The organism is Spirosoma foliorum, assembly GCF_014117325.1.
In the GTDB taxonomy this organism is placed as follows: domain Bacteria; phylum Bacteroidota; class Bacteroidia; order Cytophagales; family Spirosomataceae; genus Spirosoma; species Spirosoma foliorum.
Map to the genome: position 1 here is coordinate 6540844 of NZ_CP059732.1, position 16362 is coordinate 6557205.

Here is a 16362-nt window from a genome sequence, read left to right on the forward strand (position 1 = left end):
GTTAATTAATCGCGAATGATAGATTATCAGACAGATAACTAACATCAACCAATAGTGTCCCGCATAATTTCGGATTTTGTTTTTACGCCTATTCCAGCAGCACCATAATATCTTCTCGGGTCAGCGATTTCATGAAGGTTTCTTCCGTAGAAATCAGACTTCCGGCGAGTTGTTGTTTAGCCCGCTGCAACGACAGGATTTTTTCTTCGACGGTGTTCTTGGCAATAAATTTGTACGTAAACACCGTTTTTTGCTGGCCAATTCGGTGGGCTCTGTCAACGGCCTGGGCTTCAATAGCCGGATTCCACCAGGGGTCAAGAATGAACACGTAATCGGCCGCGGTCAGATTATGCCCCAAACCGCCTGCTTTTAAGGAAATCAGAAACAGCTTCACCGAATCATCTTTCTGAAACAGTTCAACCTGGCCCTGTCGGTCAGTGGTCGAACCATCCAGATAGGCGTATTTGATATTTTTCTCTTTCAGATAGTGCTGAACTACATTGAGATGTTTAATAAATTGACTGAACACCAACACCTTATGATTTTCGGTCATGGCACTTTCCAGCCGCATGAGCACATCGTCTAACTTACCCGAGTCGCCTTCGTAATCGGCATCGACCATGCGCGGGTGGTTGGCAATCTGCCGAAGTTTGGTCAGGCCCTGCAACACGATCATCTGCGATTTGGCCATACCCTCTTCCTCAATATGTTCAAGAATCAGGTTCCGATAGTAGGATTTCGCTTCTTCATACTGCGTTTCCTGATCAGGCGTCATCTCGCAATAAAGTACGCTTTCTACTTTTTCAGGCAAGTCGGTGGCGACCTGTGCTTTGTTCCGACGAAGCATAAACGGCTTGATCAGGCTGTATAGTCTTCCTGTCTTCGCATCGTCGTGGCGTTTCTCAATAGGGATCTGGAATTCATTCCGAAAAAACGATTGACTGCCCAGCAGACCAGGATTGATAAACGACATCTGCGACCAAAGATCCAGGGTGCTGTTTTCGAGCGGAGTTCCGGTCAGGATAAGTCGATACGCCGTATTGAGTTGTCTAACAGCTTTTGTTATGTGCGACGATGGGTTTTTAATCGCCTGCGATTCATCCAGAATAACATAGTTGAACCGGTAATTACTCAACAGATCAATATCGATTCTGACAATACCATACGACGTTAAAATCAAATCGTAATCGTCAAACTGTGCTGTGTTCTTATCCCGATACGTGCCCGTATACACCATAATGCGCAGATCGGGGGTAAACTTACGCGCTTCGAGTTCCCAGTTATACAGCAAGGACGTAGGCATAACCAACAGGCTAGGCTCTAGAATACCCGTTTCCTTTTGCCCCTGCAGCATGGCCAGTGTCATGACTGTTTTTCCCAAACCCATATCATCAGCCAAACAGCCGCCGAAACGATATTGACGCAGGAAGTTCATCCAATCATAGCCCGCCTGCTGATATGGCCGCAGTGTGCCGTTAAATTGCTTCGGTAGTGGGAAGTGTTCAATCTCTTCAAAATCGCGCAGCCGCTCAAGTTTTCGACTGATTACGGTTGTTGCCAGATTATCGTTCTCCAGTTCCTGTACCAAAGCGAGATGATGCTTTTGTAGCACTAAGCGCTCATCGCCATCATCAATATGTTCCAGAAACCCGAACAGTTCAGAATACTTTGTGAACCAGGCATCGGGGATAACGGCTACTTCGCCGTTGGGAAGCGTGAACTCACGCTTTTTATTCAAAATCAGTTTCCGCAGTTTCAGAAATGGGATTTCGAACTCACCAAATCGTACATTGGCATAGATATCAAACCAGTCGCGGCTTTCCTGAATCGAGACATCGATACTCGAATAGCCCAGAAAATACCGTTTTGTATTTTGCGCGTCTTGCCGGAGTAAAAAGCCCGACTCCTCTAGTTGCCGACCATAATTCGATAACCACGTAAAAGCCTCTAATTTGGGAAGAGCCAATCGCCCATGACGAAGATCCAGTCCCGTATCGCGCAGGAAAGCTAGTTTTTGTCGCTCCAGGCGCTGATCCCGGCGAATTTTGTGAAAAATATAGTCGTCGTTTTTCTTCTCTAAACTCACATTCGCCGACGGGCCAAAATTGTCGAAACGGAATGTAAAATCGCCGTATTGAAATGCCAGGTCAAACATGATTCGCTGACTGTGTTCATCTTCGGGCGTAAGCGTGTCCACTTCGTTCGTATCTGTCGGAAACAGTGTTGCGGGCACAGGCCGGTTTGCTTGCACTACTTCCGAGACGGTCAGAACGGGCACAGCAACCATCGCTTCGGACCTAATTTCGAACCCTTTTGGATATACGTCGTAGGAAGCAATTAACTGCGCAACAAAGCGTTCGTAATACTGCTGTTCAAGATTTCGGGGAATAATAATATGGTTTTTATTAAAGAACGGCCTCAGCTTTTTGCCATCTACATTTTTACTAAAATGGTAGAGTCGATTACCAACCATCATATAGGCTGGCTCATCGCAAATCATCAATGCATCTTTAAACTGAAACTCGACCCGTTCTGTCTCGCTGGTATTATTCCCCTCTCCAGCCCCAGTCTGACGTGGCCCAATAGGATAACGAATGATGGGAAAATAATGGGTCGAGTCACTGTTGCGTACAAAGTGAAAATGGACCCTTGCCGGTTCGGGCATCCAGTTGATGGCTTGCCAGGCGGGGTTACCATCGTTGCCCATAATATAAAAAGGCTTGCCAGGAAGCAGGCCCATTATCTGGGCCTTTATATTTTCCAGATACGCGCCAATGGCCTCCTGAATCAGTTTATCACCCTTTTGCGAATCGTAGATTTTTAGAAAAAAATCAACGGCAGGCAGTTTACGAGTATTAAACTTTTTGACAATGGTGTCCTGCTGGATACTATCGATGAGCTTAACCAGTTCAAAATCCTGTTCATCCAGGCCTTTGGCGAATTCGCCAACGTTTTGGGTCGATAGCGTCTGATTTTGAAGCGTCAACTCGCCTTTGCTATTCCGTTGTACAACGAAAGCTTCGATCAGGTAGCCCAGAAACTCGTGATCCAGCAATGAATACACGATTTGAAACGGTTGCAAAGGCGAAACTTTCATGGAGCACGTGTCCTTCATGACCAATCCGGTTAAAGAGGGGCCGAACGACAGAAAAAGGTGAACAATCGATTAGAAAAAGGGTGGATGAATACGTTAACAAACCAGGCAAAAGCAATACAAAAGCATTCATTATGAACAGTTTATATGCTATTCGCATTTATCAACGGTTTCAAATATACGAATCAAAGTAAAATGTACAAGAAGGAATTCAGCAAAAATGATAAACCGTTCTCAGTAAGCTTCGAAAGTTATTATCCGGCTGAAACCAGGTTAATCCCAGAACATATTACTGTTGGTACGAAAGATTAATGACTTATTAAACTGAGCGTGTTAACCAACTTTATCTCTTGCCATTGGTTCTACCTGTTCACAGTAAGCACAGCTATATGGAAACGCATCAAACAGACTCAGCATCCTCTACCTCAAAAGGTATTTTTGAACGATTCGCATCAGCGGTCACGAAAGCAACCGGCAGCTCAGCCGCTTTTATTATAGCCTTCCTTACCGTTATTATCTGGGCTATAACAGGTCCTATTTTTCACTATTCAGAGACATGGCAATTGGTGATCAACACGGGAACTACAATCGTTACGTTTCTGATGGTCTTTTTGATTCAAAAAGCGCAAAATAAAGATTCGATGTCTGTCCAGTTGAAGCTTAACGAACTGATAGCCGCCACCAAAGGGGCAAGTAATCGGCTGGTATCAGTCGAGAATCTGACCGAAGAAGAACTTCAGGTTCTCCAAAAGCACTATCAAACAATGGCCGAAATTACTAAACAGGCCTCCGACCTACGCCAATCCCATTCAGTAGAAGAAGCCATTAAGGATTCGGCCGAGAAATTAGAAGAAGATCTAGGAACTGGTCATACCTTATGAGCGTAACCGAAAAAGTATCTCTTATCTATAGTTATTCGTTGGTATATATTACTGAAAATCAATATATTGCGCTTAAAATAATGACTCTACAAAGACTCATTATCCAAAATATTATTAACACGTATTTCAATAACATATAAATTAGTAAACTATCTACCGAACTGAACTTGCAATGAACTCTACTATCAATAAAAGGCATCTCATTGATGCTCGGCCATTTACGGCTATCCCGGCAAACAAGAATTACATCTTCTCCGTAATTCATCGTATGTTTTGCCATCCTACCAATTACCAGGTATTAGCGACAGATTACTAAAGCACGCATAGGGTTGTAATCTGTCCATCCCTACCTACGAGTACATCAGAATAATATATGGTCGCTTTTAACGGCCTCTCTTCTGCTTCATCCTTCACCTATTCCTGAGGATGGCAAAGAGCGGCTGCCTAGCTAAATACCTCTTTTAATAACACCCACCACCAATGAAAAAATACAGAAAATACGGCGCTATTCCCGAACGATTCATTCATCCTGATTCATTTCTATCTCGACAATCTCCTTACCCTGACTATACAATTAAAGACCCTTACCAACGTGCTCGAGACTATTACCTAAAACGCCGGGCCTACGAACGAGGCCTGGAGTCCTTAAGTAACGATATGTGGATACCTATCGATCAAATCTGTAAAGTCAGAGGTAAACAGCGCTGGCAGGTTTTCCGTAGTATCGAAAGAGGCACCGAACAAGACCCAACGCTGGTGTTAGCTCATCTGGCCAGACAGTCTATTTATTCAACGCTGGTGCGCTTCCAGTTTGAAACCGATTTGCTGTTGTTACAGATCGATGAGAGTTTCCCGACTGAAGCAAAAATAAAGCAACTCGACACACAGGCTCCCTCATCCCAATTCTGGTATCACTTACCTATTCCAGCAGCGACTCAGGTTAAAACCCGGATTCAGACGCTCAAAAACCATCCGGATGTTTTGGCTGCCGATCAACCTAACGGACAATCTAATTTGAGGATCAATTTAAGCGAAGATCAATTAGATTGGATGGACCCTAGCAAGCGACTTAAGCTGCTAGTTTACGAGGAAGTTTATATCAAAAATTTTGCTCAGGTGCAAACGCTTATAACAACCTACAAGCAAACTAAAACGGATGAGAATAAGGATTGGCTACGGCTGGCCTGATAGTCGATTTATAACTTGTGGCAATTAAAGAGTAACTATCTTAAGCCTTATTTTCCCCTAACAAAATAAGGCTTAAGATAGTTACTCTTTTTACTATCAAAACAAAAGATACACAGACAATAAATACTAAAAAACTTAGTACAACTTTCGAAGGAAAGTCGTAAATTATTTTTATATTAAATTTATCAAAAAAAGACTCCATAAACTCTAAAAACACAACATGGCTTAGGTATATGCCATAGGTTGTTATGCTAAGCGTTTTTATCCATGCGGGCAATTGAATTGCTGACGTATTGATTCCAATAAGTAGCAGTCCCAAGCCACCAATTGGCAAATCACTTATAACGTTTGTAAATACAGGCAATTCAAGGTGGGTTATTGTAGAGGTTGCTATACTAATGAAGATAATCCCTATTATAATCCCCATCCATTTCTTTATGGATGCCTTAGGAGTTGGGTTTAAATAGAAAGCGGCTATTATATAAACTGATGTTACGCCACCTATTGAGTAGCTAGTTTAATTTTGAGTATGCAGACAACCCTCGATCTCTATACCGACTACTTACTCAGTAGTTTTGGCCAAACCACAGCAACGGGTCTATCTCGGTTGACCGATGGGGCGGTAGGCCATGATGCAGTGACTGATCTGCTCAATCGACTTCAGGGCAATAACCGAACGTTGTGGCAATATGTCAAACCACTAATTCGACAAATTCAAGAGTCTGACGGAGTCCTATTAACCGATGACAGCATTGCTCATAAGCCGCATAGCGACGAAAACGGCCTGATAACCACCCACTATGACCATTCCAGTGGCCAATAGGTGCGGGGCATCAATTTTGTCAGTGTACTGTATCAAACCACCAAAGGACAGTGCCCACTGAGTTTTGAGCCAGTTATCAAAGTCCAGCAGTGCGACTTAAAGACTCGTAAAATTATCTGGCGCTCGGAGCGAACCAAACACCAGATGTTCCAGGATATGGTGCGCCAAGCCCATCAGAATGCGGTTCCATTTCGCTATGTGCTGGCCGATTCTTGGTACACCAACGCTGACAATATCAATTTGGTTTTGGGCCTAAAGCATCACTACTTGGGAGCCGTCAAATCCAATCTGGAAGTAGCTCTCTCCAAACACGACCGTGCTAATGGTAAGTTTGTCAAAATCAGCCCGCTTAACTTACAACCTGGCACCGTTCTGACGGCCTTCATTCGCTCGGTACAAGAGCCGGTAGCGATTTGTGGCGACATTCTCCCTAACAAGGATGGGTCAGTCGGTGAACTCTTGCTGTTAAGTACCGATGTGACGATGCCCTACCAACAACTGCTGACAACCTATCAAAAACGATGGGGTATCGAGGAGTACCATAAATCGCTCAAACAGAACGCATCGCTAGAAAAATCGCCGGCTCGTACTCATCGTACTCAGACTAATCACCTGTTTGCGAGCATTTGCGCCTACGTCAAATTGGAACGCTTACGCCTAGCACAGTCCACGAATCATTTTGCTCTCAAAGGCCGACTCTATCTAAAAGCCATGCAAGCGGCCTTCATTGAGCTAACAGCCTTGAAAAACCAACTTAACTTAAACCAAACACTAGCTTTGGCGTAACATCACTTATAAACTAAAAAATGTGATAAAGAAATAACTCCATAATAATTATGAATATAGCCCCAGTACAGATAGACAATTGAAAAAATTAATAGGCACAAGCCAATTGAGCGCTTAATTCTGGTAACGAGCAAAAAAATACCTAGTATACTAAATTGCATAATTATTAACTCGGGCAAATAATACATTTGTTCGCTACTCTCTCCATACAAAAATGCCCGAACTAGTAAGTTTATTGTAAATTTAGTGCTACTCCCTGTAATTAGATATTTCGCCGTTCTGAGCCCTAAATAGATAACCGTCCAGGCTAAAAATGGTATACCGATTCTCTTCCAAATTTTACCAATAATGACCTTGACACTTATAGCAACATCAAGGCTTTGTACAAAGTAAACTAATGACGTGGCAAAAAAGAATGGCACGCATAATTTCAAGAAAAAAAACGAAACATTTTCTGCCGTGTTACTATCCGTGTGGACATGGATAAATATCACACCAAAAGCGGCTATTATTCTTATTAAATCAATGGATGAATTTCGCGAATCTCGTTTAGGTTTTGACGATAGGGTGTGGAGAGCACTTTCCATAGAATTAATAATTCTATTTATAGACTTTGTGATAACAATCTAAAATTGCTATCTTGATTTAGTACAACTTAAATTTCTTGACAAATGCGTGTGGATGATGCTGATCTGTTAGATGAGGTTTTAGCCGAAACACCCAGTTACAGTCCTGACTTGAAAGCATTAGGGCTACGAATGATTCATCAGCAACAGGGCAATCTTGACGTAGTTGCGACTCAAACCGGGCTGCCCAAATCGACGCTTTATAAATGGCTGGCTGAGTGGAATCTGTCCCAACGAACCGCTAAAAAAAAGCCTTAGCCAGCCGCCGTGGGAAAGGCGGTGGCCCCGCTCCACAAGTGGATGCCAACGGGTGGGAAGTCTGGCGGGACTATTTGCAACACCAATCGGTTCAGCATTGGACTAGTGACCAACTGGCGGATGTATTTGAGCAGTTTACCGGCGTGCGTTACAGTCACAGCTATTGGTGTAGTCTACTACGCCACCAACAAGGTATGTATTATGATAAGCCCCGGCCCTGCGATTATCGCCGAGCGGACGCTGCCGAAGAACAACTACGTGCCCGCATTCAGGCGACATTCGATGCCTTACAAGCAATGGGCTATGACTTACAGCAAGTTAAATGGGGTTTTGCGGATGAAGTAGCCGCTCAATTGCATAGCAACAATGCTCGCTTTTGGGCGTTTGAACCTCACTTAAGCCGTGTGGTCAATACGGATCGGGGCAGTCAAAGTTTCTTTGGTTTTTATGGTATTAACGGGGTGAGCCATCTAGTCGATTTAGCTGATGGCAAAATGGAAGCCATCCAGCAAGCATTGCTCGGGGTGAAAGCTCAACAAACCGATTGCCGGGCTTTAGTCGTGTTTTGGGACAATGTCCGTAGTCACAAATGCCTGGAAACCTGGGAGTTGTAGCGTCGCATCTTCTTTGTGTCACTGCCGGCCTATAGTCCAGACCTGAACCCGATTGAGCAGGTTTGGAAATCGGTAAAGCGGTGGCTCAACCAAACGCAGTTCGTCAAAGAACTGACTGAATTAAGCCGCTTGTTTCAAGCAGGCTTTGCTCAAGTCAAAGATCAACTATCGTTTACAATTAGTTGGTGGGAGACATATCAAGATCAACTTTCCTGGTATCGTCCTGTTTTTGATTCTAGTAAGTTACAATAAAGTCTATATTAGGTTTGATAACGCGGGAAATAATTTTTACCCATCCTTCATTTAAAATCTAGCGAGAAGTCTTTATTGACCAAAAGGCAGCAGCCATTATTAAGCCAGCAAAAGCACCCAAAGCGCCCCAGCCAATATCCGCCCAACTAAAATAACGAGTAGCTATTAACAGTTGTCCTGCTTCGGCCATAATCACAACCCCAACCAACGCTACCCATCCTAACGCCCACCAGTAAACAGGTCGGGAGTGACCTAGTAAAAAACCAGTCAACAGGCCTAAAACTACAAAGGGAACAGCTGTTCGGAGGTCCTCATTTTCGTGCGAGTCAGTCCAATTAGCTAACCAGTTGGGAATAAACCAGACAAACTTTAAGTCTTTATGAGGCTCCCAGCTTAAATAGAATACTAAAAAAACACCTACTAGTATAAGTAAATATACAATTCGCATACTATATAGATAACAATATACTTAACTAATAACATCTATATTAACCAAAAGGCAAACATGACGCTAAAAAGTAGTCTATCAAAGCGAAGAAAGATAAAAACACAAAATTCAGCGAGTATCTGAGGTGTGTTAGGAATTGTATGCCAACTCAATCGTTTGGATTTCGGGGCACTCTTCTGACGATAGGGAGGTATGGGCTGCTGTCCCAGAATGGAGTAAAACGGAACTGCCGAAACTTACTGGATAAAGATAAACTAAAAACCAAAAGCCTCTAACGAGCCAAACAGCTAATTAGAGGCTTACCAAGTACCAGGAGCGGGAGTCGAACCCGCACGGGCTTGAGGCCCACAGGATTTTAAGTCCTGTGCCAATTGGTTTCATATGGTTTTATTTGTATTAATAATTACTGAAGATCAATTGATTACGATTTTATACAATTACTTGAAACCAAGTAAAATTGCCATTTGTTGTCCTATTGTTGTCCTCTTATTCTTCAACAATATGGCCTCCATCAATATTGTACTGCGCAAAAATATCAAAGCTGACGGAACATATCCCCTCGTCATCCGATACACGAACAACCGGAAAACCTTTTATACCTATCTGGGTCACTCCGTTCTTCCGTCAGATTGGGATGAGAAATCACAACGCGTCAAAAAGTCGTATCCAAACGCGACGCGCTTCAATAACATGCTGGCCAAAGCTGTGGCTGAGTATAATGAAAAATTGCTGGAACGAGAAACGGATAATGCCGACACTTCGGTCGAGGCCATGCGATCAGCGGTGAAAACAGCTAAGGAAAAGACGTTTTTTAATCAGGCAAACATTTATATTGATCATCTGCGAAAAACGGGCAAGTCCAATAGGCTTTCGACCGACCTGCCCCGTATTAATCGCTTCAAAGAGTTTCTTGGCGTTGCTGATATAAGTTTTAAGGAGATCAATCCTGGACTGCTCAAGAAGTTTATGGCTCATTTGAAAAGCACACGTAATATTACCGACAGAACGATTGTCAATCACCTGATCGTCATCCGCACGATTTTTAACCAGGGAATAGCGGCTGGAATTGTTGATCATAAATATTACCCTTTTGGAAAGGGCAAGATCATCATCAAGTTCCCGGACAGCCTAAAAATTGGTTTATCCGCAGAGGAAGTGAAGCAGCTTGAGAATGCGGAACTCTCAGAAGGAGAAAATCACGCACGTAATCTTTTTCTCATTTCATTTTATTTCGCAGGCATGCGCGTGTCCGATGTCTTACGCCTTAAGTGGTCAGACTTTCAGAACGACCGTCTTTACTATTCGATGGGAAAGAACCAGAAAGGAGGTTCAATAAAGTTATCTAACAAGGCCAAAAAGATTCTGGAACAATACCCCCATGATAATTCACACGATCTTGTGTTCCACGACCTTGCCAGTTTACCTGACATAACGAAATCCTATGAGGTGCAGATCAGAATCAAGACACGAGTGAAGAGCTGTAACGAGCATTTAAAGGATATTGCAAAGATATTAGGCATCAAAAAGCCGTTGACCATGCACATCGCCCGCCATACATTTGGTAACCTCTCTGGAGATAAAATACCGATCCAACTTTTACAAAAACTCTACCGGCATACATCAATTACAACAACTATTGGCTACCAAGGGCATTTCATTCATAAGGATGCTGATGAAGCACTTGATGCGGTTATTGGTTAGAGTGAGACAAGGCCGAGAATTTTTGACCGATCTAAATCATACATGGAATATCTGGTTGTTCTCCTTCTATTTTGCAGGCGTATGCATATCGGATATTCTGCGCATGAAATACTCCGACTTTCAAAACGACAGGCTTAATTGCACAATGAGCAAGAATTTGAAAGCAGGATTACTAAAAGTACCGACCAAGGCTTTAGGACTTATTGATCAATATAAGACTGATAAACGAAAGCATGATCCGATATTTCCAGAGCTTAAGGTACTGGATGATCTCTCAGACACATATAATGTGCAGCGCAAGATTGCTCATGCGATAAAAAGGCTAAATACTGCTCTGGCGAAGATCGCAACGCGTGCGGGCCTTACAAAGCCTTTGAAGATGCATATTTCACGACACACATTTGGCAGCATATCTGGCGAGAGAACTCCAATCCAGATGCTTCAAAAGCTCTATCGCCATTCCAATATTACTATGACTATTGGCTACCGGAGCAATTTTATCAACAAGAATGCTGATGATGCTTTACATGCTGTTTTACAAATGGAGTGATTACAATAAATAAAAATTATTACACATCGCTCGTTATAGCTCGGCAATCTGTATGAAAATAAAACTCTTGCAAACATTTTACCGACATACGTTGATCTCAAGACAGTTGGCTAACAAGGACATTTTATTCCATAGAAGCGCTGGCTTCTATTTTAATATTTTCTACATGTTGAGTCAGTAGATTTAAATTTCTGTAAGCCTCAGGAAGTTTCTTATAATCTAATTCATAAAAATCGTGTTCATCTGAACTATTGACTCCTTTAGTTACTAATTCGAATTTTAGCCGCTTCATTAATTTCTGCCCTTTTTCAGTTCCTCCTATTGCACCAATGACTATATCTTCTTTCTTTGAATTCGTAACCCTATCAAATATTAAACTTAAAAAGTTCAAAAATAAACTTACGTAATTTGGTCGCGAACAAAAAAAATCTTCAATATATATATATTGAGCCAAATCCCGTTCTTTAGGCGAATATAAATCTTGAGGCTGAATTTCATTTTCCGAGATGATACCGTCACGGATTTTTTGATAGCAATCTCTTTTTAATGGAAGGATATTCAAATTTGCACAAATTTGGCCCTGCTCATCATGAATAACATAAATGGTATTAGGGTTTTTTTGCCAAAAAGGTAATATATTATAATCAATATTGTTTCTTCCAGAAGTGACTCTAGAAAGAAAAGGATTACTTGGAATAATAGTGTTGTCTATTTTATAAACATCACCTTCCGTAGCCATTTGAATTACAGGAAAGAGGTAATCATCTATTACTTCTGCTTCAAAAACGGTATCTGTTGAACTGAGGTAATAAAAACGGCTAGCATGGATTAGTGCGGCATCATGTATTCGGGATACAAGGTTATCGTCGTATTTTATTAAATTAGTTTTTCTTTTAACTTTTTTCTCTAATCGCCCACATTCTTCGTAAACGTTATTTAAAATTTGTTGATCTGCTAAATACTGCCAGTTGTCAGGAAAATTTCTCACAACAGAGCTTATTGCTTTGCACAGGTTGTTAAGTGTAATTGGTTTATACGAAGATAGGATATTATCTGCTCGTAATACTTTTTTTAAATACTCGAATTTAATTCCACTAAGACTTTCAATTTTATAATAATCCTCTTCTGAAAGGTTTAAAGTCCCTTGTCCATACCAATATATTAACCATACTTTTTTCAAATAGGCCATTAAGTACGGATTTACGAAAATAGACGAAGTAGTCCCCATTTGGAAATGATTTATTTTGTTGTTTAAGGCAATATAATAAAATTAGAATAATTAATGTAGTCCGGGATTTCGGTGCAGAAAATGCCACTTTGCTGCTAACGCGCTACGATTAGCACAATAGCCTAATATTTTATTGTACATATCTTCATGTGTGGAGTTTCCACAATTCTCTTTATCATCAAGTATTTCACTTAAAGCTTCTATAAAATGCTGTTGCGCCAGCATATATGCCCTTACTTCTTTCTTTACGGTTGAAGGGAAATGGCTTGATAATTCTATAGGTTCCATACCCTGTTCCCACGCTTGTAGCTCGTGTAAATGCAAGGGCATATGGCTTCCATTCTTCGGACTATCACTCATCACACCACCTAACTGATAAATCAAAAAAAAAACATCATGTTATGATAATATGAAAAGATATAAATGTCAATAGAGATTGATGACTTTAAAAATTGCAAGATGAATTTATAGAAAATTTCAGAATATCCTTCCTGTGGACAATCTGAGCTTGTCTATTTGCAAACATTTACAAGCACCTACTATATAATCGACATGGAAGTAGAAATAAGGTTTTTCAATGGAAGTAAAGCTTGGGCGCAGGTCATAGACTGGGGATCAGGAGTATTTGACGAAGAAGAAACTTGGGGCTGGCCTGCAAAAAGGGTTCCATTTCTGGCTTCCGTTGATGGAAGGCTGTACCAAAGGGGGTATGGCGGATATTTCTACGCTCTCGGATAAACGTTCAGAAATCATACTAATTCAACGCTGTTCTAGGCAATCTTGAAAAATTAACCAAACCACGATGGAAACCCTCATAGGACCGGCCATAGCATGGAATCCACCTGCCGAAGGCCGATTAATTAACAAACCTGGCAAAGGCAATCCGGTTGTACCGGAAAACGATAGTGACACCCATTTAACCAATCTAGAATTATGAACCGAACAACTCCGAACAACCTGCCTGCTGAAGCGGAGGTCATTACATGGTATGGCGACCTACCATTCCGTATCCGTTTTTCAAGCGGACTCATATTGCGATTAAGCCCAATGGGGCTTTATCTACCTGAATAGCTCCTACATAGCCCGGCTATAATTCCTGGTAGCCGGGCTATGTACTGACATCAAGCACGGACAGATAGAGTCCGCTCAAATATTCATCTGCGCAGACTGGATGGGCCAAAGTCAGAAAGGCCCAATTATTGAAATTTCTGACATCTTATAAACAACAAATATATGTACAGTACAAAAGTCACGGACCACAACGGTAGAGAGATTACCGTGTCCGTTTTAGAATCGTCCGCAGGCACACCAACGGTGGTCAGCCACAATAATCGGACATATGAGATCAATTGGAGTAGCGGAAAATATCATCCGGTTGATTAATCGCTCCTGACCGGAGATACAAATCTTCGGCCCCGGCTCTGCCGGTGATTTCAATCAGCAAACAGGCTGGCCACCCGTTTGCTGATTGAAATCTAATTTCCTGCATGAACAGTAACAACAAATCATTTAAGAAATATGGACAACTATAATTTGGACACCACTCTAATCGGGCTGGCGTCTGACTCAGAGAAAAGTGGCTGGACTATAAGGCATGCATGCGAAGGCGTGGGAATTTTCGGAGGGATCGGGTCAGGTAAAACATCAGGAAGTGGTCATATGTTGGCTCTGAAATATTTGGCAAATGGTTTTGGCGGTTTAGTGCTGACTGCAAAAAAAACAGAGAAGGAAGACTGGATAGAGTATTGCCGTCTAACCGGACGTGAAAATGATTTGATTATTCTGGAAGAAAAAGGTCAGCACTGTTTTAATTTTCTGGAGTATGAGGCTTCTCAGACCTCTGGCGAGGCATCTCTTACAGATAATATAGTTGATGTTTTAAAGACGGTTATTAACGCGGGCCAAGAACAAGGCGGAGGAAGGAATGACGATCCATTCTGGCAATCAGCGCTCGATATGCTCATGGCAAGCATTATTGATTTGTGTAAACTGGCTTATGGTCATGTAACAGTGATGCGGCTATTCGATATTGTCCAGACTATTCCCAAGAGCGAAGAAGCGTTACATCTAGAAGTTGCCAAACCTAAGGCATTTACACAGGCGTTCGAGTCAGCACGTGGCTATGTAACCTCTCAAATTGATAGCTGGATTCTTACTCTTTCACAAAAAGAACGGGAGCAGTTGAGTGTTGATGATGTGTTTGAATCTGAAGTATTGGAAGCCATTCCAGATGCCAGGTTGCTGAAACATCTGGACCAGTTTTTCTTCGACAATTTCATACCGCTTTCTGACAAAACGAGAAGCATCATCGATTTTTCATTTTCTGCTTTCCTGGCTCCGTTGGTACGTGAACCGGTTTATTCATTGTTTAGTCGAAATCATTCCACGTTTACGCCGGAAGATAGCTTGGAAGGAAAGATCATCCTGATCAATCTACCGGTGAAGTCCTATCAAAAAGTGGGGCAGAATTGTCAAATATTGTTTAAATACGTCTGGCAAAAATCAATGGAAAAACGGGATGTTCGCACCAATGGTCGTCCAGTTTTTCTCTGGGCCGACGAAGCACAGACTTTTTTACACGAGAAGGACGCGGAGTTTCAGGCTACGGCCCGTAGCAGCCGTGTCTGTACGGTCTACATTAGTCAAAACCTGCCCAATTATTACGCGTCAATGGGCGGGCAGAGAAGTGAATACCGGGTCAAAGCATTTTTAGGTACGCTGGCTACAAAGCTGTTTCATGCCAATGCCGACGCTGAAACAAACAAATATGCTTCAGAACTGATTGGTGACGCCTACTTTGTGGATGAAAACGAGAGTATGACGGTGTCTCAGAATTTTTCACAAACGCGAGGGCGCTCTCTAAAACTTGAACGAGTTGTACGCCCGGAAGGCTTCGTGAATTTAAAAACGGGGGGGGCCTCTTAATAATTTTCGCGTAGAGGGCTACATGCACCGTCAGGGCGACAGCATTATGAACGGCAAGAATTTCGTCAAGATGACCTTCAATCAGAATTATCATCCCTAATAATTTCCGTTTTACTTAAACTAATTAATTGCCATGAAAAACATGTATTACCGCACAGTTTTCAAGCGGACGAACACGATTAAAGAACTCTTTTTAAGTTTCTTTCTGGCTTTCTTCTCCTGGCCACGTTTACTGCTGGAAGTCTTTATCCGTAAGAATTTTGGCGAGCGTTATTTTTCTTTTTCAGGCGCAGTGATGCTTTTAATCATCCTTGCGTTCCTGCCCCTGTTTTTTATTGATGCTCTTGGTCGTCGGCATGGCGGCTCTACATTGATGCCATTTATCGGGATGTTTCTCACCTGGTATGTATATCTGGCCGGGTTCTGGTATATGAGCGTTCTGCGTCGAAACGAAATTCGACGTCTGCCCTCCGTTTTCGATTTTGCCCGATTTAGTAAATCGACCGGAACCATCCATCCACGTTTTCTGAGCTATACTTTCAGAGGTAACCACTTCACTATCCGTGGTATTGAGACCAGGCTTGAACCCGGCTTCTTCTTTTTAATTGGCTCTCTCCTGTGGGCATTGCAACAGCCACTTGGGGCTCTATTAACCGTGTGTAGTGTCTTTTACGCCCTGAGTTACCGAGCAGCCTACTATCAGGGAGACCAGTTTATCATGGATAAAATAGATGAGATGATATGCAACGAGGAGCTGACCAAATCCTTGGTTGAAGGTCGCGATTCCAGTGAAACACGTGGTTTCAATTTTTATGGTCGCCGACCTGTTGACCCGGACTCCCGACAACGTATTGCCGATCTGGTCATGCAAAAGGAGGAAATGGTCGAGGCTTTTTAAGTCCTAAGCTGTGCTTAGGGCATATGTCTGATCGTAAATGATTAACCCGTCATGTAATCCCCCCTGCACTGCTCCACGTTGCCGGTGACC

The 16362-nt window shown here is 42.3% G+C and carries 19 protein-coding genes, 1 tRNA gene and 1 pseudogene; 13 read left to right on the forward strand and 8 right to left on the reverse strand.

The window, feature by feature from the left end; translation table 11 throughout:
* Positions 1-88: 88 nt before the first annotated feature.
* On the reverse strand, positions 89-3097 hold the full coding sequence (locus H3H32_RS27530) for a DEAD/DEAH box helicase (RefSeq protein ID WP_182464496.1): 3009 nt from the start codon (positions 3095-3097) through the stop codon (positions 89-91).
* 386 nt (positions 3098-3483) lie between these two features.
* Here H3H32_RS27530 and H3H32_RS27535 point away from each other — a divergent pair, with 386 nt between their 5' ends.
* From H3H32_RS27535 to H3H32_RS27550, 3 genes and pseudogenes are all read left to right on the forward strand, one after another.
* On the forward strand, positions 3484-3975 hold the full coding sequence (locus H3H32_RS27535; RefSeq protein WP_182458953.1) for a low affinity iron permease family protein: 492 nt from the start codon (positions 3484-3486) through the stop codon (positions 3973-3975).
* A 480-nt stretch (positions 3976-4455) separates the two neighbouring features.
* On the forward strand, positions 4456-5163 hold the full coding sequence (locus tag H3H32_RS27540) for a hypothetical protein (RefSeq protein ID WP_182458954.1): 708 nt from the start codon (positions 4456-4458) through the stop codon (positions 5161-5163).
* Between the two features lie 529 nt (positions 5164-5692).
* Positions 5693-6772: pseudogene (locus H3H32_RS27550) on the forward strand (IS701 family transposase).
* A 2-nt stretch (positions 6773-6774) separates the two neighbouring features.
* Here H3H32_RS27550 and H3H32_RS38325 read toward each other — a convergent pair.
* Complete coding sequence (locus H3H32_RS38325) at positions 6775-7359, reverse strand: acyltransferase family protein (protein ID WP_182458957.1); 585 nt, start codon at positions 7357-7359, stop codon at positions 6775-6777.
* 84 nt (positions 7360-7443) lie between these two features.
* Between H3H32_RS38325 and H3H32_RS27560 the strand changes: the two genes are divergently transcribed.
* Positions 7444-7656 (forward strand): helix-turn-helix domain-containing protein, encoded by a 213-nt coding sequence (locus H3H32_RS27560; protein ID WP_182458958.1) that lies wholly within the window; start codon positions 7444-7446, stop codon positions 7654-7656.
* On the opposite strand, the gene H3H32_RS27565 is transcribed toward H3H32_RS27560, so the two are convergent.
* On the reverse strand, positions 7653-7814 hold the full coding sequence (locus tag H3H32_RS27565; RefSeq protein ID WP_182458959.1) for a hypothetical protein: 162 nt from the start codon (positions 7812-7814) through the stop codon (positions 7653-7655). The two genes, H3H32_RS27560 and H3H32_RS27565, sit on opposite strands and share 4 nt — an antisense overlap.
* A gap of 36 nt (positions 7815-7850) precedes the next feature.
* Between H3H32_RS27565 and H3H32_RS27570 the strand changes: the two genes are divergently transcribed.
* Both H3H32_RS27570 and H3H32_RS38330 read left to right on the forward strand, forming a co-directional pair.
* The gene (locus tag H3H32_RS27570; RefSeq protein ID WP_182458960.1) at positions 7851-8270 is read left to right on the forward strand and encodes a hypothetical protein; all 420 of its coding nucleotides are present in this window, start codon (positions 7851-7853) and stop codon (positions 8268-8270) included.
* 15 nt (positions 8271-8285) lie between these two features.
* Positions 8286-8522 (forward strand): transposase, encoded by a 237-nt coding sequence (locus tag H3H32_RS38330; RefSeq protein ID WP_182458961.1) that lies wholly within the window; start codon positions 8286-8288, stop codon positions 8520-8522.
* Between the two features lie 58 nt (positions 8523-8580).
* Here H3H32_RS38330 and H3H32_RS27580 read toward each other — a convergent pair whose 3' ends face one another.
* Complete coding sequence (locus tag H3H32_RS27580) at positions 8581-8970, reverse strand: VanZ family protein (RefSeq protein ID WP_182458962.1); 390 nt, start codon at positions 8968-8970, stop codon at positions 8581-8583.
* 307 nt (positions 8971-9277) lie between these two features.
* A tRNA-OTHER gene (locus H3H32_RS27585) sits at positions 9278-9356 on the reverse strand.
* 115 nt (positions 9357-9471) lie between these two features.
* Here H3H32_RS27585 and H3H32_RS27590 point away from each other — a divergent pair.
* On the forward strand, positions 9472-10671 hold the full coding sequence (locus H3H32_RS27590; RefSeq protein ID WP_182458963.1) for a site-specific integrase: 1200 nt from the start codon (positions 9472-9474) through the stop codon (positions 10669-10671).
* Entirely contained in the window at positions 10655-11221 is a 567-nt protein-coding gene (locus H3H32_RS27595) for a tyrosine-type recombinase/integrase (protein WP_374191856.1), read from the forward strand. The genes H3H32_RS27590 and H3H32_RS27595 overlap by 17 nt, the downstream gene beginning before the upstream one ends.
* Before the next feature lie 124 nt (positions 11222-11345).
* Here the strand turns inward: H3H32_RS27595 and H3H32_RS27600 are convergent, their stop codons facing one another.
* Both H3H32_RS27600 and H3H32_RS27605 read right to left on the reverse strand, forming a co-directional pair.
* Positions 11346-12410, reverse strand: coding sequence for a hypothetical protein (locus tag H3H32_RS27600; protein ID WP_182458965.1), 1065 nt, complete (start codon positions 12408-12410; stop codon positions 11346-11348).
* A 90-nt stretch (positions 12411-12500) separates the two neighbouring features.
* Positions 12501-12737, reverse strand: coding sequence for a hypothetical protein (locus H3H32_RS27605; protein ID WP_182458966.1), 237 nt, complete (start codon positions 12735-12737; stop codon positions 12501-12503).
* 264 nt (positions 12738-13001) lie between these two features.
* Between H3H32_RS27605 and H3H32_RS27610 the strand changes: the two genes are divergently transcribed.
* From H3H32_RS27610 to H3H32_RS27615, 3 genes are all read left to right on the forward strand, one after another.
* Complete coding sequence (locus H3H32_RS27610; protein WP_182458967.1) at positions 13002-13187, forward strand: hypothetical protein; 186 nt, start codon at positions 13002-13004, stop codon at positions 13185-13187.
* A gap of 64 nt (positions 13188-13251) precedes the next feature.
* Complete coding sequence (locus tag H3H32_RS37925) at positions 13252-13386, forward strand: hypothetical protein (protein ID WP_256432920.1); 135 nt, start codon at positions 13252-13254, stop codon at positions 13384-13386.
* Positions 13383-13520, forward strand: coding sequence for a hypothetical protein (locus tag H3H32_RS27615; protein WP_182458968.1), 138 nt, complete (start codon positions 13383-13385; stop codon positions 13518-13520). Before H3H32_RS37925 ends, H3H32_RS27615 begins: the two co-directional genes overlap by 4 nt.
* 274 nt (positions 13521-13794) lie before the next feature.
* Here the strand turns inward: H3H32_RS27615 and H3H32_RS27620 are convergent, their stop codons facing one another.
* The gene (locus H3H32_RS27620) at positions 13795-13938 is read right to left on the reverse strand and encodes a hypothetical protein (protein ID WP_182458969.1); all 144 of its coding nucleotides are present in this window, start codon (positions 13936-13938) and stop codon (positions 13795-13797) included.
* A gap of 29 nt (positions 13939-13967) precedes the next feature.
* On the opposite strand from H3H32_RS27620, the gene H3H32_RS27625 reads away from it, so the two are divergent.
* Positions 13968-15374: a type IV secretory system conjugative DNA transfer family protein gene (locus tag H3H32_RS27625; RefSeq protein ID WP_182458970.1), complete on the forward strand. Its 1407-nt coding sequence runs from the start codon at positions 13968-13970 to the stop codon at positions 15372-15374.
* 133 nt (positions 15375-15507) lie between these two features.
* Positions 15508-16272 (forward strand): hypothetical protein, encoded by a 765-nt coding sequence (locus H3H32_RS27630; protein WP_182458971.1) that lies wholly within the window; start codon positions 15508-15510, stop codon positions 16270-16272.
* Positions 16273-16362: the final 90 nt, after the last annotated feature.